General features: G+C 61.6%; 16 protein-coding genes. 12 read left to right on the top strand and 4 right to left on the bottom strand.

Going from position 1 to position 21,046, the window contains the following annotated elements; all coding sequences use genetic code 11:
• Positions 1 to 802 precede the first annotated feature (802 nt).
• From NXS98_RS11725 to NXS98_RS11695, 7 genes are all read left to right on the top strand, one after another.
• Positions 803 to 1,090 (top strand): hypothetical protein, encoded by a 288-nt coding sequence (locus NXS98_RS11725; RefSeq protein ID WP_283844720.1) that lies wholly within the window; start codon positions 803 to 805, stop codon positions 1,088 to 1,090.
• A gap of 793 nt (positions 1,091 to 1,883) precedes the next feature.
• Positions 1,884 to 7,364, top strand: coding sequence for a bifunctional serine/threonine-protein kinase/formylglycine-generating enzyme family protein (locus NXS98_RS11720; RefSeq protein ID WP_283845178.1), 5,481 nt, complete (start codon positions 1,884 to 1,886; stop codon positions 7,362 to 7,364).
• A 96-nt stretch (positions 7,365 to 7,460) separates the two neighbouring features.
• The gene (locus tag NXS98_RS11715; RefSeq protein WP_283845177.1) at positions 7,461 to 8,501 is read left to right on the top strand and encodes a DUF6807 domain-containing protein; all 1,041 of its coding nucleotides are present in this window, start codon (positions 7,461 to 7,463) and stop codon (positions 8,499 to 8,501) included.
• 25 nt (positions 8,502 to 8,526) lie between these two features.
• Positions 8,527 to 9,987, top strand: a complete 1,461-nt coding sequence (locus tag NXS98_RS11710; protein ID WP_283845176.1) for a Gfo/Idh/MocA family oxidoreductase — start codon at positions 8,527 to 8,529, stop codon at positions 9,985 to 9,987.
• Positions 9,988 to 10,218: 231 nt separating this feature from the next.
• Positions 10,219 to 10,845: a DUF4339 domain-containing protein gene (locus tag NXS98_RS11705; protein WP_283845175.1), complete on the top strand. Its 627-nt coding sequence runs from the start codon at positions 10,219 to 10,221 to the stop codon at positions 10,843 to 10,845.
• 135 nt (positions 10,846 to 10,980) lie between these two features.
• Positions 10,981 to 11,448, top strand: coding sequence for a GYF domain-containing protein (locus NXS98_RS11700; RefSeq protein ID WP_283845174.1), 468 nt, complete (start codon positions 10,981 to 10,983; stop codon positions 11,446 to 11,448).
• Positions 11,435 to 11,929, top strand: coding sequence for a DUF2752 domain-containing protein (locus NXS98_RS11695; RefSeq protein ID WP_283845173.1), 495 nt, complete (start codon positions 11,435 to 11,437; stop codon positions 11,927 to 11,929). Before NXS98_RS11700 ends, NXS98_RS11695 begins: the two co-directional genes overlap by 14 nt.
• On the opposite strand, the gene thiE is transcribed toward NXS98_RS11695, so the two are convergent.
• Genes thiE through accB form a run of 3 tightly spaced genes read right to left on the bottom strand, consistent with a single transcriptional unit; the run spans position 11,903 to position 14,506 of the window.
• Entirely contained in the window at positions 11,903 to 12,571 is a 669-nt protein-coding gene (thiE, locus tag NXS98_RS11690; RefSeq protein ID WP_283845172.1) for a thiamine phosphate synthase, read from the bottom strand. The genes NXS98_RS11695 and thiE overlap by 27 nt on opposite strands.
• Before the next feature lie 20 nt (positions 12,572 to 12,591).
• Positions 12,592 to 13,968, bottom strand: coding sequence for an acetyl-CoA carboxylase biotin carboxylase subunit (accC, locus tag NXS98_RS11685; protein ID WP_283845170.1), 1,377 nt, complete (start codon positions 13,966 to 13,968; stop codon positions 12,592 to 12,594).
• Positions 13,969 to 14,026: 58 nt separating this feature from the next.
• Positions 14,027 to 14,506 (bottom strand): acetyl-CoA carboxylase biotin carboxyl carrier protein, encoded by a 480-nt coding sequence (gene accB, locus NXS98_RS11680; protein WP_283845168.1) that lies wholly within the window; start codon positions 14,504 to 14,506, stop codon positions 14,027 to 14,029.
• Positions 14,507 to 14,556: 50 nt separating this feature from the next.
• Between accB and NXS98_RS11675 the strand changes: the two genes are divergently transcribed.
• Positions 14,557 to 14,772 carry a hypothetical protein gene (locus NXS98_RS11675; RefSeq protein ID WP_283845167.1) on the top strand — a complete coding sequence of 72 codons (216 nt, stop codon included), beginning with the start codon at positions 14,557 to 14,559 and terminating at the stop codon, positions 14,770 to 14,772.
• Between the two features lie 12 nt (positions 14,773 to 14,784).
• Here the strand turns inward: NXS98_RS11675 and aroQ are convergent, their stop codons facing one another.
• Entirely contained in the window at positions 14,785 to 15,222 is a 438-nt protein-coding gene (gene aroQ / locus NXS98_RS11670) for a type II 3-dehydroquinate dehydratase (protein ID WP_283845166.1), read from the bottom strand.
• Positions 15,223 to 15,458: 236 nt separating this feature from the next.
• Between aroQ and NXS98_RS11665 the strand changes: the two genes are divergently transcribed.
• From NXS98_RS11665 to NXS98_RS11650, 4 genes are all read left to right on the top strand, one after another.
• A complete protein-coding gene (locus NXS98_RS11665; protein WP_283845163.1) occupies positions 15,459 to 17,588 on the top strand; it encodes a CHASE2 domain-containing protein in 2,130 nt (709 codons plus the stop codon).
• Positions 17,589 to 17,744: 156 nt separating this feature from the next.
• On the top strand, positions 17,745 to 18,386 hold the full coding sequence (locus tag NXS98_RS11660) for an RTFC family protein (protein ID WP_283845162.1): 642 nt from the start codon (positions 17,745 to 17,747) through the stop codon (positions 18,384 to 18,386).
• A gap of 108 nt (positions 18,387 to 18,494) precedes the next feature.
• Complete coding sequence (locus NXS98_RS11655) at positions 18,495 to 19,481, top strand: hypothetical protein (RefSeq protein WP_283845161.1); 987 nt, start codon at positions 18,495 to 18,497, stop codon at positions 19,479 to 19,481.
• A 114-nt stretch (positions 19,482 to 19,595) separates the two neighbouring features.
• A complete protein-coding gene (locus NXS98_RS11650) occupies positions 19,596 to 21,026 on the top strand; it encodes a Gfo/Idh/MocA family protein (RefSeq protein ID WP_283845160.1) in 1,431 nt (476 codons plus the stop codon).
• Positions 21,027 to 21,046: the final 20 nt, after the last annotated feature.

Raw genomic sequence — 21,046 nt, 5'->3', positions numbered from 1 at the left:
CGGGGTGAGTTTTACGCCAAAGCGCCGCCCCTGCCTAGCAGAATATATCAACACTTTTCCACAAGTTATTCACAACCCCATTTAGCCCATAAATACAGGGGTTTTGCACGTCCCGGCCACGCCGGACCCGTTGCCATGCGCCTGCGCTGCGCGCCCCGTTTTTTTCGCCGCGATTTTTCAAAGAATTCACGCCATGACAACCCGTCGGCGCCACAACATGATTGGGGTTTATTCACTGCCAAACTACGCCGGTGAGGCCGCTTGTACAGAAAAATTTTTGGACGGCTTTGGCCCGCGTGCCGCCGCGACCCTACGCGGGGCTGCATCCGCCGCCGGTCGGGGATTTAGGCCGCAAATGTGTCAAGTCAACGTATTTCACGAGCCGTCCCCCCTGGGATGGTGGACCGGCGCGTTTTTGTGGCGGTCACCCGGCTTTTATGTTTCCTGGCGGCGGCCCGACGGGAAGCAGGCGGGCATCAGCCCCACACCGTGCCCTGCCGCGTTTTTCGGCGCCGGCCCAGGCAACTTGGGACCGCCTGGGGGCGTGAATCAGGGAGGCCCTCTCTTTTTCCACCACTTCACCTTAGGGAAAGCTGGGTAGATCATGACCCCGGTGGAGGGGTGGAGGCAAGTCGGGATGGTGGGGTTGGGAGAGGTTGAGGGGGAGCCAGTGGATTAGGGCCCCGGCGAGGGCTGGGGCCTTGGCGTTGAGGATTTGGAGTGGGCTTTGCCATTCTTTGCCGCGGTTGGGGCGGACGAGGTTGAAGTACAGCCAGTAGGTGGTGATTTTGGCCCAAAAGTCTTGGGGGCTGGAGAAGGTTTCGCGGTCGAAGAATTCGTCTTCGACCAGGCGGTGGACGGTTTCGACGTCGCTTTGCCAGGTGTAGCGTTTGGGAGGGATGAAGCGGTGGTCGGAGCCGAGGGCGCGGACGGTGGCGGGGAGGCCTTGGTGGTGTTGGTTGACTTGGAATTCACTGCCGTTGTCGGTTTGCCAGACCAGGGTGGTGAGGTTGACGCCGTGGGCGGCGAGGTGGGCGGAGAGTTGTGTGGCCAGGAGGGTGGCGTAGGATTTGAGAGTTCGTCGGCGTAGCCGGTGAAGCAGGCGCCGGAGACTGGTTCGCGGACGGTGTATTGGAAGCGGGGAGGTGGAGGCGGTTCATTTGGGGCCAGTAATGGGGAATGTCCTGTAAATACTTGGTATCGGCGGAGAGTTGGGAGAAGAGTGGCCAGTTCCGTTTGAGGGCGCGGAGGAGTTTTTGGTGGCGGGTTTCTTTTGCGTGGGCGGAGGAGATGGTGTTGGCGGAGGACGCGGGCGATGGCGTTGTGGCTGCAGGGAGGGCGAATTCGCGCTGGAGGCGTTCGGCGCCGAAGCCGGTTTGGTGGCGGAGTTTGACGATTTGGCCTTCGAGGCCGGAGGGGATACGGCGGGGGGAGCGTCGTGGGCGGCGGCTGTGTTCTTGGAGGGAGGAGGGCTTGCCGGGCACGTGGCGTCGGAGCCATTTACGGACGGTGTTGCGGGAACAGCCGAACTCGCGGACGGCGGCTTTGATGCCGTGGGTTTTGGCGAAGGCGACGAGTTTTTGTCGCAACCAATGGCGGTGGGTGCGCATACGGTACAATTCAAAGTAGGTGGTGTGCACGCCGGGAGGATAGCAGATGGGGCGCGCCGCTGCTGCACCTCCTCCGGAGGAGGTGCAGCAGCTCATCCTTGCGGCGTGCACTCAACACGTTGATCTTAACCACGGGGGGGTCATGATCTACCCAGTCTTTCCCACCACCACTTCACCTTGCGGTTGCCAGCGGTCTTCGTTTTTGGCATGATGGGAGCACAACAGCAGCTATCGTTCGGTTGAACACCGACGGATTTATTGGCCAGGGCACGTATGAGTGCCGAAAACATCAATCCATTGACGGACCTGGATTTGGGCATCACCGTGCGCGGGCTGGTGCCTGGCCAAAAGGTGCTCAATCGTTTCACGCTGCAGCGCGTGCTGGGGCGCGGCGGCATGGGGGTGGTCTGGCTGGCCCACGATGAATCGCTGGATTTTGATGTGGCGCTGAAATTCCTGCCGGAAGTGCTGGCCAAGGACCGCGCCGCCCTGGAGGAGTTGAAGCGGGAAGCCCGCCGGAGCCTGGAACTGTCGCATCAGTACATCGTCAAGTTTTACTATTTTTTTCAGGATGAAAATTGCGCCGGCATTTCCATGGAATATGTGGCGGGCGACACGCTGGCCAATTTGCGGCTGACCCGGCCGGGCAAGATTTTTGAAGTGGAGGAGCTGCAGCCGTGGGTGTACCAGCTTTGCCAGGCGCTGGATTACGCGCACAAAGAGGTGAAGATTGTGCATCGGGACCTGAAACCGGCCAACCTCATGGTGGACCCGCAGGGCCGGTTGAAGATCACCGATTTCGGCATCGCGCGCAGCGTGGCCGACAGCCTCACGCGCGTCACCCTGAACAAAGGCGGCGTCTCGGGGACGCTGGTGTACATGAGCCCGCAACAGGCCATGGGCGAGCCTCCGTCGGTGGCCGATGATATTTACGCAGTGGGGGCGACGCTGTACGAACTGTTGACCAGCAAGCCGCCGTTTTTCACCGGGGAAATCCTGGCGCAGGTGCGCGAGAAAGCGCCGCCCACCTTGCAGCAGCGCCGCAAGGAACTGGGCATTGAAGGCAAAAAAATCCCACCCGCCTGGGAGCGCACGCTGGCCGCTTGTCTGCACAAGGACCCCGCCCAGCGCCCGGCTTCGGCGATGGAGATTATTGAACGCTTGAATCTCAGCGGCCGTCCGGCAGGGGCCGGACTCGCCGGCCGGCCTTCGGCAATCCAGGTGAGTGCGCCCGAAGAGCCTACCGTGGTGGCAGACGCGCCTCACAAAACTCCGCCCAAGCCTGCCCAGCCGGCGCCGTCAACGCCGGCCGAACCACCCCCCAAACCCAAACGCGGCACGGGACGCTCCGCGCGCGGCGTCATGATTGAAGTGGAAACCGAGCTGTCCGGGCCGCCCTTGGCGACCCCTCCAGCCACGGCGCGCCCGCCCACCACGCCGCCTACCGCCAAAACCACGGACAAGCCCCCGTCCCAACCAGCCGCCCCCATTCCACACGACATTCCACCGGAATCCCCGCCGCCCCGTCCACCGACTACCGCCGCCCCACGACCGCCTGCCCCGCCGCCCCCCACCACAAAGGCGGTCGAAGCTGCGACGTCTGCAGCAACGCCGACCGAGAAAGCCATTCCTCATCCCGAGCGAGCCACCACCCACAGGCCAGCCGCCGGCCCGCCAGCCGTCCCACCTCCCTCTCCTCCTGCACCGCCAGCTCCGCCGCCGGAGCCGCCGGCTCAACCGCGACCAGAACCCCCGCGACCAAGCGAACCCTGGCTCACCTCGGAGCGGCGGCAACGCTGGCTGGCGATGGTCAAAGCGGCCGCCTTGGTGGCATTACTGGCCGGCTTGGTTTTCGGCGGTTTTCAAGGCTGGCGTTATTACGAGCGGCTGCGGCACCCGGCGGGATACGTGGTGGTGGAGGTTGAGCCGCCGGATGCCCGGCTGGAGCTGCGCGGCGCCAAAACTTATGCTCCGCAGGCCGGCGGACGGGAGTTTCATCAAGTGGAGCCGGGCCAGTACGAACTGATGGCCAGCCGGCCGGGATATTGGCCGGTGACCAATGTTCTCTCGCTGGCGGCGCAGGAAGGCACGCCCTATGCGCGGTACCAGCGGGTGACGGTGCGTTTGGCGCCCCAGACCGGCACCTTGGCGCTCAAAGCCGTGCCGCCCGATGCCCAGGTCACGGTCACGCCGCGCCGCGCCGAGACGGGGCAGTTACCGGCCGCCATCAAGCAAAGGGCTGCGGAGTTCAGCCATAAATTGCTCGTGGGGGAATACGAGGTGAGCCTCACGCGCACGGGTTACCGGCCATGGACGACCAATGTCACGTTGACCGCGCAGGAGACGGTGTGGCTGGCGCCGGTGTTGGAGCGAAGCATTGGACAATTGCAGGTGGACTCGCGCCCCTCCGGCGCGCAATACACGCTGACCGGTCCGGAAGGCCAGCGATTGAGCGGGAGGTGTCCGGCGCTGTTGACCAATCTGCCCGCTGGCGTGTGGCGGGTGAGCCTCGAGGCGGCGCAATATGGCGGGTTTGTCACCAATGTGACGGTGCCGGAGGAGCGGTTGATCCAGGTGGTGGGTGAATTAAGCCGCCTGCAGGGCGAGCTGTCCTTCAGTGTGGCCGTGCCGCAGGCCCGTTTTACCCTGCACGGGCCGGTGGAATTGAGCGGAACCATCACGGAGGAGTTTCGGCAGAAATTGCCGGTGGGCGAGTATGCCCTGGTGCTCACGGCCTCCGGTTATTACATGCGGACCCAGCAATTTGCGGTGACCGCCGAGCAACCGGTGGCGCTGGGGCGCCTGGAATTGCAGCGCATCACCGGCTGGTTGCGCGTGCAGGCGGAGCCGGCGGCCGCGGTGTTGACGTTGCAACCCAACCGGCCGTTGCGCTCCGGCGAGCTGGTGGAACTGCCCACAGGGGCTTACACGTTGCAGGTCGAATTGCCCGGGTACGACACGCGCCTGGAAAGCCTCACCATTCTCGAGCGCCAGACCAACCAGCAGGTGGTGCGGCTGGCGCGCAGCCTGGGCGGAGTGGTCTTCCGGGTGCAACCCCTGCAGGCCACGAATTACCTGCGTTATCTGACCCCGGATTTGCCGGGCGGGGATGTGGCGCAGGCGCGTTACAATGAGCGCGTGGATTTGCCCACCGGCGAGTACGAGCTGGAGGTGGGGCTGGCCCGCTATCAACCGTTGCGGCGGCGTTTTACCGTCACCTCCGGGGTGGTGACCAATCTGGGCATCCTCACCTTGGAGCCCCTCCGCGGTGGCCTGGTGGTGGAGTTCGCGCCCGCGCAGGCCCGCGCCGAGCTAACGGCTGTGGATGCGCCCTTGTCTTTGCGCCTCACCAATCAGGAAGCCGGAAGCTTGACCGCGCCAGCCGCGGGTCTGCCGGTGGGGGAATATGAGCTGCGCGTCACTGCCCCCGGTTTTTCCAATTACGTGGCGCGGCTGCACATTCAGCCTGAGCGCACCACGCAACCGCCGAAAATCATTCTGCCGCGCCTGCTCGGCGGCTTGCGGGTCAGCCTGACGTCGCCCGCCACCGCCAGGCTCCAGGTGAGCGGGCCGGAGGCCCCGCTGGCGCCGGGAGAACGCGTGGAGCAGGAAAGCAAAGCCGGGCGGGCGGTGACATTTGAGAATTTGCCCACTGGTTTTTATCTGGTGCGGGCTACCGCGCCCGGCCATGAGACCCTCGAGCGGCGCGTGTCCGTCTCCTCAGGCCCCGTGACGGAAGTGGAGCTGCCGGCTTTGCGGCGCAGCACGGGTGCGCTGTTGGTGGAGGTGAGCCCATCGGGAGGGCGGCTGCGGGTGGAGCAGGTGCGTTCGGAGGCTGGCTTGCGAAATGAATGGGGGCCACAGGAAACCGCCGCCGCCGGCCTGCTGGCGGGTCTGCCCACGGGGCGTTACCGGCTGACGGCCACCAAACCCCGCGCCTTCACTCTGCCGGGGCTGGGCACCAATGACTGGCAGGTGACGGCGGAAGTGGAAGTGGCCGCGGGGCAAAGCAACCAGGTGAGCTTGCGGCTGCCTTTTGCGTCGCTGGCTCTTGAAACGCAACCCCCCGGCGCGCGCTTGTGGCTGGGCACGAATCTGGTGCGCGAAACCGGCCAGCCCCCCTTGGTGCTGCCCGAAGTGGGTTTGGCGGAGAAGCTCTCCCTGTTGGCGCGGATGCCCAATCATCGGCCCACCCCGTTTGTCCTCGATGCGCAAGCCTTGGGGTTGCGCCCCCAATCCAGCCTGACCGTCACCCAGGCGCTCCAATTCTGGCCGGGGCCGCAGGGCGATGAACGCTACTGGACGAACAGCCTGGGGATGAAGTTTGTGAACTTGAACCGCAAGGTGTTCATGGCGGTGTGGGAATGCCGGGTGTGCGATTATACCAATGTCATGAGAATGATCCGCCCGCCGCTCACGGTGCCCTATGAAGAACTGGCGCGCGGGACTAAAGAGGGGGGGGCGGAAGGGAACATTCATCAGGCGCCCATCGTGGGCGTGAGTTGGGAGGACGCCCGCAATTTCTGCGCGCAGTTGCAAAGGAACGAGAGTGGCTTCCGCATTTCCTCCAATCATCGCTATCGCCTGCCCACCGATGCCGAATGGAGCCTTGCTTTTGGCCTGCCGGAGGAGCCGGGTGCCACGCCCATGGAACGCTCCGGACGCTTGGGCGCGCCGTGGTATGTGTGGGGCCGCGAATTCCCGCCGCGCGTCAATTGCGGTAATTTTCCGCAGTTTGTGAGCTTTGACTTCTTCGAGCGGCTGGCGCCGGTGGGCATGTTTCCGCCCAATGAGCGAGGATTGTTTGACATGGGCGGCAACGCTTGGGAATGGGTGGAGGATGCCCTGGACAACCAAAGCTCAGAACGGGTTTTGCGGGGCGGCTCCTGGAAATGGGACGTGGTGCATGGGGTGTATTCCACCGCCTGGCTGGCCTCTTTCCGGCGCAGTGCGCCACCGTCCACCAAGGAGGATGACGTTGGCTTTCGCGTGGTCTTGGAGATTACCGATGCCGTCCCCGAGCCGGTGCCCCGGCCGGCGCCCCAGTTGGAGACGCCTTCCAAAAACGTGCCTGCCCCGGTCCTGGCCATGCGCCACGCCCTCGGCTGGCGGGGGCGTGGGCCGGAAGAATTGGGACGGGAGCGCGAATTCAAGCCCAACCTGGCTGAGGCGCGCCGCCAATGGGAAAGCGCCGCCCGGGCCGGCGATGCGGACTCCCAATTCCGGGTGTGGTACTTGATTGCCAATGAGCTGCTGCCTTCGTCCCGGGGCGGGGACGAGTCGGTGGCCCACAACTACCTCGTGGAAGCGGCCCGCAAGGGGCATCCCGCCGCGCGTTTGGAACATGCCGCGAATCTTTACAAGGAAATGTATTCTTCGAAAGGCAGCCCTGCGCAAAACCAGTCGAGGGATGAACAAAAGGCAGCTCTGCGCAACGAAATCTGGCAGCATTGTGAAGACCTGATACGCGACGAAAACGGCGTCCTGGCCGCCCGCGCCGCTTACCTGCTTTATGAGGTGGAAAATCGCCTGGGCTCGCAAGGAGCAGTTTCGACGCGCATTGAGCGGTTTATGCTTGCGCCGGAGATTTTGCAATGGCTGGTGATAGCCGAGCACTTCGGTCATTGGAAGGCCGGCCCTAAAATCAATCAACATGAGCGCAAAGCCTCCGAAGATGCGGCGGCCCGCCTCAAGTGGGAGCGCGCTCAGACCAATGCCGTGGAATATTTGCGCCGAGTCCGCGGAGACAAATAACAAGGCACCACCCGCAAAGGCCCCGGGGCAGGGGACTTGGGGAATGCAAAATTATTTGATTTGACCCGCACGCTCCTGCGTCCAAATATCAAGCGTATGAAACAACGCACAGCCTATGCCCTTGCGGCCCTTGCCTGCCTGGCGCTTTGGCCGATGCCTGCCCCGGCCGCCGAAGGCGTGGAAGTGGTGGACAACCAGGACCGCGTGACCGTCAAAATCAACGGGCAGCTTTTCACCGAATACTGGTACCGTGGCAATCAGCACCCCGCCATCACCCGCCGAAAAAACGCCGACGGCACCACCACCGCCGTCACCAATGTCACCCGCAAAACCTATTACTGGCCCCTCATTGGCCCCAACGGCCTGCCCATGACCCGCGGCTGGCCCATGGTGCCGGATGCCGAGGGCGAGGAGAAAGACCATCCGCACCACCGCTCCCTGTGGTTTTCGCACGGAGCCGTCAATGGCGTGGATTTCTGGAGCGAAGACGGCAAAGCCGGGCGAATTGTGCATGACCAGTTTCTGGAGCTGAAATCCGGCAAAGAAGCGGGTTGGATTCGTTCGACCTGCCGGTGGGTGGCGCCGGATAATAAAGTGGTCATGACCGATGAACGCATCCTGCGTGTGTACAATCGGCCGGCCAATGAACGGTTGTTTGACTTTGAAATCACCCTCAAAGCTCCCAAAGACTTGGAAGTGGTGCTGGGCGACACCAAGGAAGGCACCATGGCCGTGCGCGTGGCCGAAAGCATGCGCCTCAACCGCGGCAAAAACGTCAAGGCCGAAGGCCGCATTGTGCTCAGCAACGGAGTCGAGGGCAACAACGCCTGGGGCAAGGCCGCCGAATGGTGCGACTACAGTGGGCCGGTGCGCGGCCAGCGGGTGGGCATTGCCATTCTGCCGCATCCCAAAAATCCGGTGCATCCCACCTGGTGGCATGTCCGGGATTACGGCCTGTTTGCCGCCAATCCCTTTGGTGTGCATGACTTTGAGAAAAAACCCCCGGGCACAGGCAACCTGACCATTCCGGCCGGGCAATCGGTGACTTTCCGCTACCGTTTCTATCTGCACGAAGGCGATGAGAAACAGGCCCGCGTAGCGGAGCGTTATCAACAATATGTCAATGAAGTGAAGTAACCCCCGCATTCTCTTTCTGCGCTTTATGAAACACACTCGCTACACCTCCCGTCGTCAATTCCTCAAAACCACCGCCGTGGTTGCCGCCGCCACCAGCCTGAGCGCGCGCTCCTGGGCGCAAGTGGCCGGCTCCAATTCCGACATCCGCGTGGCCGTGGTCGGCTTTGGCGGGCGCGGCGGTGATCACATCCGCGGCTTCTCCGGCCAGCAGGGCGTGCGCCTGACGGCCTTGTGTGATTGTGACACCAAAATCCTGGAAGGCGCCGCCGAAAAACAACGCCAGCAGGGCAGGGAAATTGAAACCTACACCGACATCCGCAAGTTGCTGGAAAGCAAAAATGTGGATGTGGTCTCCATTGCCACCCCCAACCATTGGCACGCCCTGGGCGCTATTTGGGCCGTCCAGGCCGGCAAGGATGTGTATCTGGAAAAGCCCGTCTCCCATAATGTCTGGGAGGGCCGCCAAATCGTGCTGGCCGCCCGCAAGTACAAAAAAATTGTGCAGACCGGCACCCAGAGCCGCAGCAGCCGCGAAGGCATCCTGGCCGCGGTGGAATGGGTCAAGGCGGGCAACCTGGGCAAAATCGTCATCGCCCGCGGCTTGTGCTACAAGCGGCGTGACAGCATCGGCAAGGTGGACGGTCCCCAGCCCATTCCCGCCAACATTGATTATGACCTCTGGTGCGGCCCGGCGGAAAAACTGCCGTTGATGCGCAAACGCCTGCATTATGACTGGCACTGGGTCTGGAACACCGGCAACGGTGACCTCGGTAACCAGGGCATCCACCAGATGGACATTTGCCGCTGGTTCCTCGGCGAAATGGAACTGGCTCCCTACGTCCTGAGCGTGGGCGGCCGGCTCGGGTACATTGATGACGGGGAAACCGCCAACACCCAGATTGTTTTCCAGGGCTATGCCAAAGCCCCGCTGATTTTTGAAGTACGCGGCCTGCCCGCCAAGGCGGGCGGCAACCAGATGGACGTGTTCAAAGGCGGCAGCGTGGCGGCCATCATCGAATGCGAAAACGGTTACGTCACCGTGCCCAACTACCGCAGCGCCATTGCCTATGACAAAGACGGCAAGGAAATCAAACGCTGGAGTGACACCGGCGACAACAATCACTACGCCAATTTCCTGAAGGCGGTGCGCAGCCGCAAACATGAAGACCTGCACGCGGACATCCTCGAGGGTCATCTTTCCAGCGCCCTTTGCCATACTGGCAACATCTCCTATCGGCTGGGCGTGAAGAAAAAACCCGAGGAAATCCGCGAAGCCATCAAGGCCGACAAAGGTTTTCAGGAAGCCTTTGACCGCATGGCGGCGCACCTGGCGGCCAATAATGTGGACATCACCAAAGACCAACTCACCTTGGGGGTGCCGTTGCGCATGGACCCGCGCAGCGAAACCTTCCTCGGCAACCAGGCCGCCAACCAGATGCTCACGCGCAATTACCGCGCGCCCTACATTGTGCCCTCCGTGGCCTGAGGGTCTTGAGCGCCTCACAAGCTGAATATAACCCAGTTCTGCGGGGAGGCTGTGGGAGTTGTCCCTCTCTGGACCTCACCCCAACCCTGTCCCTTGGGAGAGGACCGGGCGCTGGTAGGTGAGTGGGGCACTTGCTGTGACTTCCCGCAAACGTTGATTGCCAATTCTCTCGAAGCAGTTTAGAATGTCGGCGTTAAGGGCAGTTAACATCAAATCATCCGCCATCCATTTATGTATAAAATCATAGGAGCCGACGGCAACCAGTACGGCCCGGTCAGCCTCATCGAATTGCAAGGGTGGATTCGCGAGCGTCGCGCCAACGGCGATACCCTGGCCCAAGGCCCAGGCATGGCCGACTGGAAGCCCTTGCGGGAATTTCCGGAATTTGCCCCGACCTTGCAGGAAGTCGGAGGCTTGGGTGTGGCCCCGTCTTTGGCAGTGCCCGCCGCCCCGGTCATCAATGTTGCGGAGATGGTGGCTGGACCCGCGGTGGGTTTGATCGTCATCGGCGCCTTGGTGGTGGCCAGCAATCTTTTTGGTTTGCTGGGCAACCTGCTGGGGCTGGCCATGCCCGTCACCCAGAGCACCGGCGACCCTAACATGGATAAAGTCATTCAAATGATGTCGGGCACGCTGGGCGTGGTTTTCGCCCTGATTGGGGTGCTCCTGGGCATCGCCACCATCGTGGCTGGCATTCAGATGCGGAAACTCAAAAGTTACAGCTTGGCCATGGCGATGCTCATCCTCAACATGATTCCCTGCTGCAACAGTTGCTGTTGCCTGGTTGGCCTGCCCATTGGCATTTGGGGCCTGACGGTCTTGATGAAGCCGGAGGTCAAAAGGGCATTTCAATCCTAACCGGCTTGGCCCATTCACCTGACCTCCACCTTCTCCCGTCGGCAGGGTGGGCCTCAACCGTTCAGGTGCACCCAAGCTTGCGCAATTCGTATAATTGGTGGAATCTTGGGAGTGGATAATTAACCAGGCGGCGTCATGTATAAAGTCTTGGGTGGCGATGGCCGGGAATACGGCCCGGCAAGCGCAGCAGAGGTCCGGCAATGGCTGGCCCAAGGGCGCCTGCATCATCAATCCCTGGTCCAATGCCTGCCAGAAGCCGCTTGGCGTCCCCTGCATACCTTCTCGGAGCTGACTCCGCCGCCCCCCGCCCTCTCGGTGGCGGCGGCGGGGCCTCGCCAAGCCAACAACCTGGCTTTGTGGGGGTTTATTTTGGGCCTGCTCTCGCTTCTGGGGTCTTGTCTTTGTTGTTGTGCCTGCCCCGTCAATATCCTGGCCATTTTATTATCCACCTTGGGCCTGGCCCAAGCCTCGCGGGAGCGCGATTCGCACAGCCAGACCCTGGCCATGGTGGGACTGACCTTGGGCATTTTAAGTTTATTGGAATCTTTGGTGGCCTCCGTGGCTGCCATCCTGTCCAGCACCTTCGCGCATGTCGTCCGTTGAACCACCACCGCTACTCCTGCCCTCCGACGGGCCGGCGGCCGGCTCCCCGTCTTCACCCACCGCTCCTCCTCCGCTGGTAAAACGTCCCACTCTTTGGGCCGCCATTTCCCTCCTCCTGGTATTCGGTGGATTGGCGGTGTTGTATTGGGTGGACCCGGCCCAGGGGCGATTCTATCCCAAATGCTTTCTCTATCAAACCACCGGCCTGCAATGTCCGGGATGTGGCGGGTTGCGGGCGGCGCATGCGCTTTTGCATGGGGAGGTGGGGGCGGCCTTCCGGTTGAATCCCATGCTCGTATTGCTGTCTCCGTTGCTGGGCTATGTCGTGCTGCGGGAAATCATGCGCACGGTTTTCGGGCGCGAATGGCCCACGCCTTTCCGGCGGCCGTGGACCCTCTGGGTGTTGCTGGGGGTGTTGCTGGCCTACATGCTCTGGCGCAACCTGCCCTGGTTTTCACGCCTGTGGGGGAGCAGTCCTTGAGGCAGACTCCAACGCGCGGCGAAAAGCCCGGCAGGCTTCGGGGATATCTGGAGCATTCAAAATGGCGGAAACCACACAAATCCGCCTTGCCCCGGCGGCCACCACCTGGGCCACATTGTCCAGGGTGATGCCACCAATGGCAAACCACGGTATGGGCACATGCGCCGCAGCCCAGCGCACGTAGTCCAACGTTACCGGCCGGGCGGTGGGCTTGGTGCCGGTGGCAAAAACCGGCCCAATGGCGATGTAGGCCGGCCCGGCGGCCAGGGCGCGCTGCGCCTGCTCGGGAGCATGGGTGCTGAGGCCAACTTGGAGGGAAGCCCCCGGCGGGACTAATTCGCTGACCTGCCGATGGCCGGCGTCAAAAAAATCCTCCTGCCCCAGATGGCAGCAGGGTGCTCCGACCTCCAAGGCCATTTGGGGGTAATCATTGATGACCAGCAGCACGCCAAAATCGCGGGTTACCGGCAGGATTTCCTCCGCCATCCGGCGGATGACGGGCAGGGGGGTGTTTTTAGCGCGCAGTTGGAGGATGTCACAGCCTCCGCGGCAGAGCTGGCGGGCCACTTCCGCCGGGTGGCGCCCATGCAGGTAGGCGGTGTCCACAAACCCGTACAGCCGGCATTCCGCAATTGCTTTCACGGGCACAGGCGAGGCCCTGCTCAGGATTTTTCCTCGTATAATTCGCGGCGGGCGCTGCCCAGGAGCTGGTCCACAAAGGCGGTGGTGTACACCCCGCGGCGGAAGTTCGGGTCCTGCAAAATGGCCTGCTCGAAGGGGATGGTGGTCTTGATGCCGGTAATCATGTACTCGCCCAAGGCCCGGCTCATGCGGTCCAAAGCTTCCCGGCGGTCTTTGCCGTAAGTGATGAGCTTGCCGATCATCGAGTCGTAGTAGGGGGGGATGGTATAGCCGGCATAGACATGGCTGTCCAGCCGCACTCCCCGCCCGCCCGGTGGGTAATACATCTCAATCCGTCCCGGGCTGGGCCGGAAATCATCGAAGGGGTCCTCGGCATTAATCCGGCATTCGATGGCGTGCCCCTTGAAGGTCACATCCGAGAGCTTCAGCGGCTCGCCCATCGCCAGCAAAATCTGCTGCTTCACCAGGTCCACCCCCGTGACTTCCTCGGTGATGGGATGTTCCACCTGGATGCGCTTGTTCATTTCGAGGAAGTAAAAGTTGCCGGCATCGTCCACCACAAACTCCACCGTCCCGGCATTGGTGTAATGGGCGGCCTCGGCAATTTTAATGGCGGCCTTGCCCATCTTTTTACGCAAATCCTTGTGCTTGTGCTCAATGAAGGGGGAGGGCGTTTCCTCGATGATTTTCTGATTACGCCGCTGGATGGAGCAGTCGCGCTCGCCCAAATGGATGATGTTGCCCCGTGAATCGCCCAGGATTTGAAACTCAATGTGCCGGGGGTTTTCGATGAACTTCTCAATGTACACCCCGGAGTTGCCGAAAGCCTTTTCGGCCTCCGTGCGGGCGGTGTGGAAGCCTTTGACCAAGCTCATGTCATTGTGCACCAGCCGCATGCCCCGCCCGCCCCCACCGGCAATGGCCTTGATTAGCACCGGATAGCCAATCTTTTGGGCCACCTGAATGGCCTCCTGCTCAGTCTCCACATTTCCCTCCGAGCCGGGCGGGACGGGCACGCCGGCCTTTTTGGCCAGCACCCGGCTGGTGGCCTTGTCTTTGAGCGCTTCCAAGGCGCGCGGATTGGGGCCGATGAAGCGAATATTGCAGCTCTCGCAGACATCGGCAAAATGCGCGTTTTCCGATAAAAAGCCGTAGCCGGGGTGGATGGCGTCCACATCGGCAATTTCCGCCGCGGAAATCAGGCGTTCGATGCGCAGGTAGCTCTCGGAGGCTGGGCCTTTGCCAATGCAAATGGCCTCATCCGCCAGTTGCACGTGAATGCTGTTGGCATCGGCTTGGGAATACACGGCCACCGTTTTGATATTCAGTTCCCGGCAGGCGCGAATGATGCGTACAGCAATCTCCCCGCGGTTGGCGATGAGGATTTTTTCAAACATGCAGAATAATCAGGTGTAAGTTGTTGGCTGATAACAACTTGAGCAAAACTACTCGGCCTTAAAGCGGGCGCACCTTGAAAAGCGGCTGGCCGAACTCCACCGGTTTGGCATTGTCCACCAGTACCGCCGTAATCACCCCGCGCATCTCGGCCTTAATCTCATTCATCACCTTCATGGCCTCGATGATGCACACCACGGTATCCGGGTTCACTTCGGTCCCCACCTCCACATACGGTGCGGATTCCGGCGAGGGAGCGCGGTAGAAGGTGCCAATCATGGGCGATTTGATTTCCACCTCATTCACTGCCGTGACCTGTGCTGCTTGGGGAGCAGCGACCGGACTGGCAGGTACTGGTGCCGAGCTGGCCACCACCGGCACATAAGCGGGTATGGCCCCCTCATCACCAACGGCCCCTCCGCCTGGGCCGGTTGCCCGTTTGAGCCGGATTTTGAACTCCTGCCCTTTTTCCAGCTCGAACTCGCTAATCGAGTTCTTTTTCATCAGGTCAATGATGGCCTTGATGTCTTTTAAGTCCACAGAAACCTCCTTTTGAAGGGGTTATTCCGCCAAATCCGCTGCATGAAACGATGCAGATTCATTCACATTTAGCAAAAAAGCAGCTTCCGAAGTTTTCGGAACTGCTTTCGCAATTGTCACAAACCGGGTGGAATTATGCCAGAAGGGGCTTGCCCGTCAATAACGAAAAAATTAAGCCAAAATTGGCTAAAATTACCCAAAAATGGCCTCGGGAAGGTCATTTTAAGCTAAAAAACAAGGTTTTAGGGGCAAAAATTAAGGCGTAAACAAGGCCTTTTTTAGCTTTTTACTTTAACCTTAACGGCGGCTTCCACCGCCAAAACATAGGAATTGGCCCCAAAACCGCTGATTTGGCCCACACACACCGGCGCCAGCAGGGAGCGATGCCTGAATTCCTCCCGGGCATGAATGTTGGAAAGGTGGATTTCTATGGTAGGCACCCCTGCCGCCACGATGGCATCCCGCAAAGCGACACTGGTATGGGTATAGGCCCCGGCATTGAGCAGGATGACATCAAACTTCCCCCGGGCCTCCTGGACCCAAGTCACCAGTTCACCCTCATGATTGGACTGGCGAAAATCCACGTTGGCTCCATGCCGGGCGGCTTGTTCCCTGACCAACCGTTCAACCTCGGCCAAGGTAAGACTGCCATAAACCGCCGGTTCACGGGTTCCCAGCAGGTTCAGGTTTGGGCCATTGAGCACCAACAGTTTCATTGGACGGGTGCCATTTTAGGGCAAACAGAGGGGGTTGTCCAACCAAATCAACCAGCCGGCATCCTCGTCTGGTCAACGACTGCCAATGCAATATAATATACTTTGATCTGAGCAGATGAGCAGACGGTTGCCGTCCAAGGCCGGGCTGGCGTCAAAACTCCCGCCGTCCCCGCGCTTTTGGACTTTCGTCACACCTCCGACTTGTCCCCCTGCGCCACCGCGCCTATACTGAAGGCGTGTCCTGGCGATGGCTTAAGCCGGTACCCCTGATTACCACCTTGTCCATTGTGGTGGTGGTCACTACCTTGCGCCTGCTGGTGAATAGCCCCCTCTTCCCCAACTGGCGGTTTCTGATGTCCGTTGAGGAAGATGCCTTCGACTGGCGGATGCGTGGTCTTTATCGTTCCCAGCCGCCGGTGGCCAGCAACTTGGCGGCGGTGTTCATTGATGATGAAACCCTTAAAATCATCAATGAACGTTACGGCTTCTCCTGGCCCCTGCCGCGCCAGTTGTACGGGCGGATGGTACGCGAGCTGACCGCCCAGGGGGCCAAAGTGATTGGGTTTGATATTCTTTTCGACAGTGCCCACCCCCGCCATACCAACACCGACGTGACCCTGCCCAACGGCCAGGTCTTGGGCAGCGACGAGTTTTTTGCCCGGGAGCTGGCCGCAGCCGGGCCCCGGGTGGTTTTGGCCGTGATGGGGGAGTCTATGATGGACCCGGCCACGGGGGCGCTGGTCTGGCAACCGCTGCTGCCTAATCCCCGCTTCACCAACGGTGTGCGGTTGGCGCACATCATGAGCGAGGCCGACGCCGACGGCATCACCCGCCGGGCGGTGGCCTTCCATGAAGACACCGGCCCCCATCGCTCGGGCCGTTACTGGATGCTGGGGCTGGTCATGGCGGCCACCGAGTTGGGCATGGATTTGTCGCAGGCCGAAATAGACCGGGGGCGGATTGTGCTCCGGCCGGCCCAGGGGCCGGCTCGCGTCCTGCAAGTGGACGGCAAACGGCGGTTCCTGGTGAACTGGAGCATGACCTGGAATGACCCGCGCCTGACCAAAATCAGCCTGGAGGAGGTGCTGGACATGGATGCCGCCCGGCAGGCGGGGCAACCGGTGACCAATGCTTTGTTCAAAGACAAGCTGGTGGTGGTGGGAAGCATTGGGACCGGCAACAACCTAAGTGACATTGGCGCCACGCCCCTCAGCAAGGAAACTTTTCTGGTCAGCAAGCACTGGAATCTGGCCAGCCAGTTGATTACCCATCAGTTAATAAAAGAGGCGCCGCTGGGCTTGGAGATTGTCCTTATTATTCTCATGAGCTTTGCGGGGTTTATCCTCACCTGGGTGGCGCGCCCCTGGCTGGCCACGCTGGCGGTCATGGCGACGCTGGCCGGTTACCTGGCCCTGAGTTATTTTGTTTTTATTCGCGCGTTGTATGTGTTGCCGGTGGCCACGCCGCTGTTGGGCGCTTTGTTGTCCTGCCATTTTGCCGCCATGGCCTACCGGGTGGTGTTTGAGCAAAAGGAACAACGCCGCATCAAAGGCATTTTCTCGAAAGTGGTGGCGCCTTCCATCGTGAATGAGCTGCTGGAATCGGAACATCTTTCGCTGGGTGGCGCCCAGCGGCGGGTCACGGTCTATTTCGCCGATGTGCGCGGCTTTACCCAGTACACCGATGAAGTGCAGCGGCAGGCCGAGGAATACGTGCGCCAGCATCAGTTAACCGGCCATGCGGCCGATGAATACATGGACGCCCGGGCGGAGGAATTGCTGGCCACGGTGAATCTCTACCTCTCCACCGTCGCCGGCATCATCAAAGACCACGGCGGCACGTTGGATAAATACATGGGCGACTGTGTCATGGCCTTCTGGGGTGCGCCCCAGCCCAATCCCCGCCACGCGGTGAGCTGTGTGCGAGCGGCCATTGCCGCGCAATCGGCCATCTACCGCCTCAATCAGGAGCGAGAGCGGGAAAACCAGCGTCGGCAGGCGGAAAACGCCAAACGCGTCACTGCCAAACTCCCCCCCCTGCCCTTGCTGCCCCTGTTGCGGCTGGGTTCAGGCATCAACACCGGCATGGTTACGGTGGGGTTGATGGGGTCCGAGGACCACCTATTTAATTATACTGTTTTTGGCAGGGAGGTGAACCTGGCCAGCCGCTTGGAGGGCATTTCCGGCCACGGCAAAATCATCATTGGCCAGGGAACTTATGAGGATTTGAAACGCGATGACCCGGCTTTGGCCGCCATCTGCATTCCGTTGGCCCCCATGCCGGTCAAGGGTTTTCAGGAACCGGTGGCCATTTACGAAGTCCGGTGGAAACCGGAAGAGAATCCCCCGCGGACGGCTGGCGCGTGACTCTTCCTCCCATGCCGCTGAGGGACGACTGAGGCGTGGTTGACCCCGGCGGGCTATTGACCTGAAGCACACGCAGGAGTAGGTTTGTGGTTAGTTCCCGAAAAACTTGTGACGAACCATTCAACAAATGGGACCCGTAAAAATATCACCTCGCCCATGAAAACCACATTGCCATGGCCTTGTCTGGCCCTCTTGATGCTGAGCTTGTGTGCCTACGCGGCAGAAAACGAGCGTCCCACGCCGCCCACGCCTCCACCTGTACCCCCGCCCGGTGAAGGCGGGCCTGAAATGCGTCCCGAACGGCGGGGGCCGGTTCCCAATCGCCGGGAAGCGGCGGAAATGGAAGAACGCCTGCGCCGCATGGATACGGAAATTAAGGAATTGCGGCGGTTGGGCGACCATGAAGCTGCGGACCGCCTGGAGCGGCAGCGGCAACAATTGAAAGAGCGCCTGATGCTGGAGCGGGAGCCTCGGGATGTCCTGGCTCCCATGGCGCCGGCTGAGGAGCGTCCGCGTCCGCCGATGGAACCGGAGCGCCGCCAGCAAATGGTGCGTGAAGCCGTGCAAATCCTGCGCGCCGCGGGATACCCCGAAATAGCGGAACTGGTGGCCCGCGAAACGCGGGCCATGGGGGACCGCGGCGGCCTGGACCGCCCGCGCGGCCCCCTGGGGGGCGGGCCGATGGATGAGCCCATGCCCGGAATGGCTGACCGCACTGAGCGCCTGGAGCGGGCCGTGATGGACATGCAGCGCGTCTTGCGCGAGCTGGACCGCCGGTTGCGCGCATTGGAGCGGTAAACGGTTTCCGGAGCCAGGCAGGCGGCCAACATGTGTCCAAGCAGCGGCCAAGTTTTGCGCGGGGCAGCCAAACTTGCTGCGGGAGGCCTGTTATGCCTGCTTGGCCTGATGTTCGGCGGATGCGCCTCGCGCCAGGCTGCCCGTCATCCGCCCGCGCCGCCCCAGCCTTATTTGCGCGTCCAGCGCGAGCCGGATTCCACCCTGGCTTTGCAAGTGGCCGTGCGCGAAATGGTTCCGCCCCACAAACGCTGGCCCAAACTTATGCTGGTGGGGGTGACCCATCTGGGGGAGACGAATTATTACACCGCCCTGCAGGAGAGGCTGGACCGTTGTGACCTGGTTTTATATGAAGGCATTGGCGATGCCCCCCGCGCAGCGGACCTGCGGGAGGAAAACACCGCCTCCTTGCAGGTACGCCTGGCTCGCGCCCTGGGGCTGGTGTTCCAACTGGAGGCCATCCGCTATGACCGGCCACATTTCAAAAACAGTGACTTGACGGCCGAGCAGTTGCTGAAGGTCTTGCGCGGTGAAAAGCCCACCTCTTCCTCGACTCACTGGCGGCCCGCGGTCCCGCTATGGTTGTGCGGTGCGGTGGAAACCGCCACCGGCTCCGTCAGCGAAGGGATGGATGATTTGATGGGCATTATGGAAGGCACTTCGTTCATGGGCGTGCTGGCCCATACCATGGTGCAGTTTATCGCCGCCAGCCCCCGCCTGCAGGCCACCGTCAAAGTGGTGTTGATTGAAACCATGGGCGCCATTGAAGGCGACCTGAGCGAGTCGCTGAACGTGCCCGAAGAGTGGCAGGCGCTGATGAAATTCCTCATCCAGGAGCGTAACAACATCGTGCTGACCGACGTGCGCCGCCTGCTCGCCGAGAAACGCCCCCCCTCCAGCGTGGGCATTTTCTATGGCGCCGGCCACATGCACGATTTGGAGGGACGGCTGGCCGCCGACCTGGGTTACCGCCCCAGGCGCGAAGCCTGGTTGACGGCTTTCAGCATCAACACCCGGGCAGCGGGCGTTTCTGAGTTTGAGCTGAACTGGGTGAGAAATCTGATTCAAGCGCAGATGCGCCCGCGGACGAACCCCTGAAGTTTAAGGAGAGGCATCGCGTTGCGACAGGGCGAATCATCGAAGAAATGCCCGCCCGTCGGCGTCCAAATTTAGGCTTGTGAAAAGCCTGTTGAACCAGTTAACTGAAAGCTCATGAGCAAATTTTACAAAGTCTATGGGGCCGCGTCTGCCCAGTCGCGGCGTAACTTCTTGAAATACACCGGCCTGGCCACCGGCGCCCTGCTGGCGGCGCCCAGTTTCTTGCGGGCTCAAAACGTCAACAGCCGCATCCGGGTGGCCTGCATTGGCGTGGGCGGCAAGGGGGACAGCGACGCCAACAGCGCCGCCAACAAGGAATGGGGTGGGGACATCGTGGCGATTTGTGACGTGGACCGCCGCCGGCTGGAATCCAAGGCCAAACAGTTCCCGAACGCCAAGCAGTACAAGGATTTCCGCAAGATGCTGGAGGAGATGGAGAAGGAGATTGATGCGGTCACCATCTCCACGCCGGACCATGTGCATGGGCTGGCCACCGTCATGGCGCTGAAGATGAAGAAGCACGTCTATACCCAGAAACCGCTGGTGCAGACGGTGCACGAGGCCCGGATAGTCCGGCAGTTGGTGCAGAAAAACCCCAATCTGGCCACCCAAATGGGCAACCAAGGCAGCGCCGAAAGCGGGTTGCGCCGCGCGGTGGAAGTCATTCAGGCGGGCGTCATCGGCCCCGTGCGCGAGCTGCATGTATGGTCCAACCGCCCCATCTGGCCGCAGGGCATCCCCCGGCCGGAAGGCGAGGATCCCGTGCCGGATTGGCTGGATTGGGATTTGTGGCTGGGACCCGCGCAGTTCCGTCCTTACAAGCGCGACGTGTATCACGCCTTCAACTGGCGTGGCTGGTACGACTTCGGCACCGGCGCGCTGGGCGACATGGCCTGCCACACGGTCAACATGCCCTTCCGGGCGCTCAAGCTCGGCTATCCTTCGGTCATTGAATGCGAGGAAACCTCGCAGTTGTTCCCGGAGACCTTCCCCAAGACCTCGCGCATCCGTTTCGAGTTCCCGAAACGCGAGGACATGGTGCCGCTGAAGTTCTGGTGGTACGATGGCAACCCGGGCGACAAGAACACCCCCGCGCTCCGGCCACCCGCTGAACTTACCAAGGACATTGTGGCGTTGCGCGGCAGCCTGCCGGGCAGCGGCTGCCTGCTGGTGGGCGACAAGGGCCAGATTTTCTCGCCCGACGATTACGGCGCCCGCTTCTACATCAAGCTCAAGGACGAAGCGGAGTTCAAGTCCGGCAGTGACCACGAGGCTTGCAAGGCGGTGCCGCAAACCATCCCGCGCTCGCCCGGCCACGACCGGGAATGGTTCGAGATGATGCGCGATCCGAAGAAGAAGGCTTACTCGAACTTTGACATTGCGGCCTACCTGACCGAAATCATCCTGCTCGGCTGCATCGCCCTGCGGCATGGGGTCAAGAAGCCCATCCAATGGGACGGCAAGGCCGCCCGCGCGCGCAACGCCAAGGTGGAACACCTGGTCAAACGCGATTACCGCAAAGGCTGGGAATTGCCGGCGGTGTAAAAAGCTTCGGCTTGACGGCC

The sequence above is a fragment of the Fontisphaera persica genome, assembly GCF_024832785.1.
GTDB classification, from domain to species: Bacteria; Verrucomicrobiota; Verrucomicrobiia; order Limisphaerales; family Fontisphaeraceae; genus Fontisphaera; species Fontisphaera persica.
The sequence above is the reverse complement of the archived record's forward strand: the minus strand, read 5'-3'. Positions and strand labels throughout refer to the sequence as shown.

Bases quoted from the DNA above. Each gene is read 5' to 3' on its own strand.
- NXS98_RS11705 (WP_283845175.1), top strand. From the start codon at position 10,219: ATGTATAAAATCATAGGAGCCGACGGCAACCAGTACGGCCCGGTCAGC.
- NXS98_RS11660 (WP_283845162.1), top strand. From the start codon at position 17,745: ATGAAAACCACATTGCCATGGCCTTGTCTGGCCCTCTTGATGCTGAGC.
- NXS98_RS11695 (WP_283845173.1), top strand. From the start codon at position 11,435: ATGTCGTCCGTTGAACCACCACCGCTACTCCTGCCCTCCGACGGGCCG.
- NXS98_RS11675 (WP_283845167.1), top strand. From the start codon at position 14,557: ATGCAGATTCATTCACATTTAGCAAAAAAGCAGCTTCCGAAGTTTTCG.
- accC (WP_283845170.1), bottom strand. From the start codon at position 13,968: ATGTTTGAAAAAATCCTCATCGCCAACCGCGGGGAGATTGCTGTACGC.
- NXS98_RS11650 (WP_283845160.1), top strand. From the start codon at position 19,596: ATGAGCAAATTTTACAAAGTCTATGGGGCCGCGTCTGCCCAGTCGCGG.
- aroQ (WP_283845166.1), bottom strand. From the start codon at position 15,222: ATGAAACTGTTGGTGCTCAATGGCCCAAACCTGAACCTGCTGGGAACC.
- NXS98_RS11655 (WP_283845161.1), top strand. From the start codon at position 18,495: ATGTTCGGCGGATGCGCCTCGCGCCAGGCTGCCCGTCATCCGCCCGCG.
- NXS98_RS11720 (WP_283845178.1), top strand. From the start codon at position 1,884: ATGAGTGCCGAAAACATCAATCCATTGACGGACCTGGATTTGGGCATC.
- NXS98_RS11715 (WP_283845177.1), top strand. From the start codon at position 7,461: ATGAAACAACGCACAGCCTATGCCCTTGCGGCCCTTGCCTGCCTGGCG.
- NXS98_RS11700 (WP_283845174.1), top strand. From the start codon at position 10,981: ATGTATAAAGTCTTGGGTGGCGATGGCCGGGAATACGGCCCGGCAAGC.
- NXS98_RS11710 (WP_283845176.1), top strand. From the start codon at position 8,527: ATGAAACACACTCGCTACACCTCCCGTCGTCAATTCCTCAAAACCACC.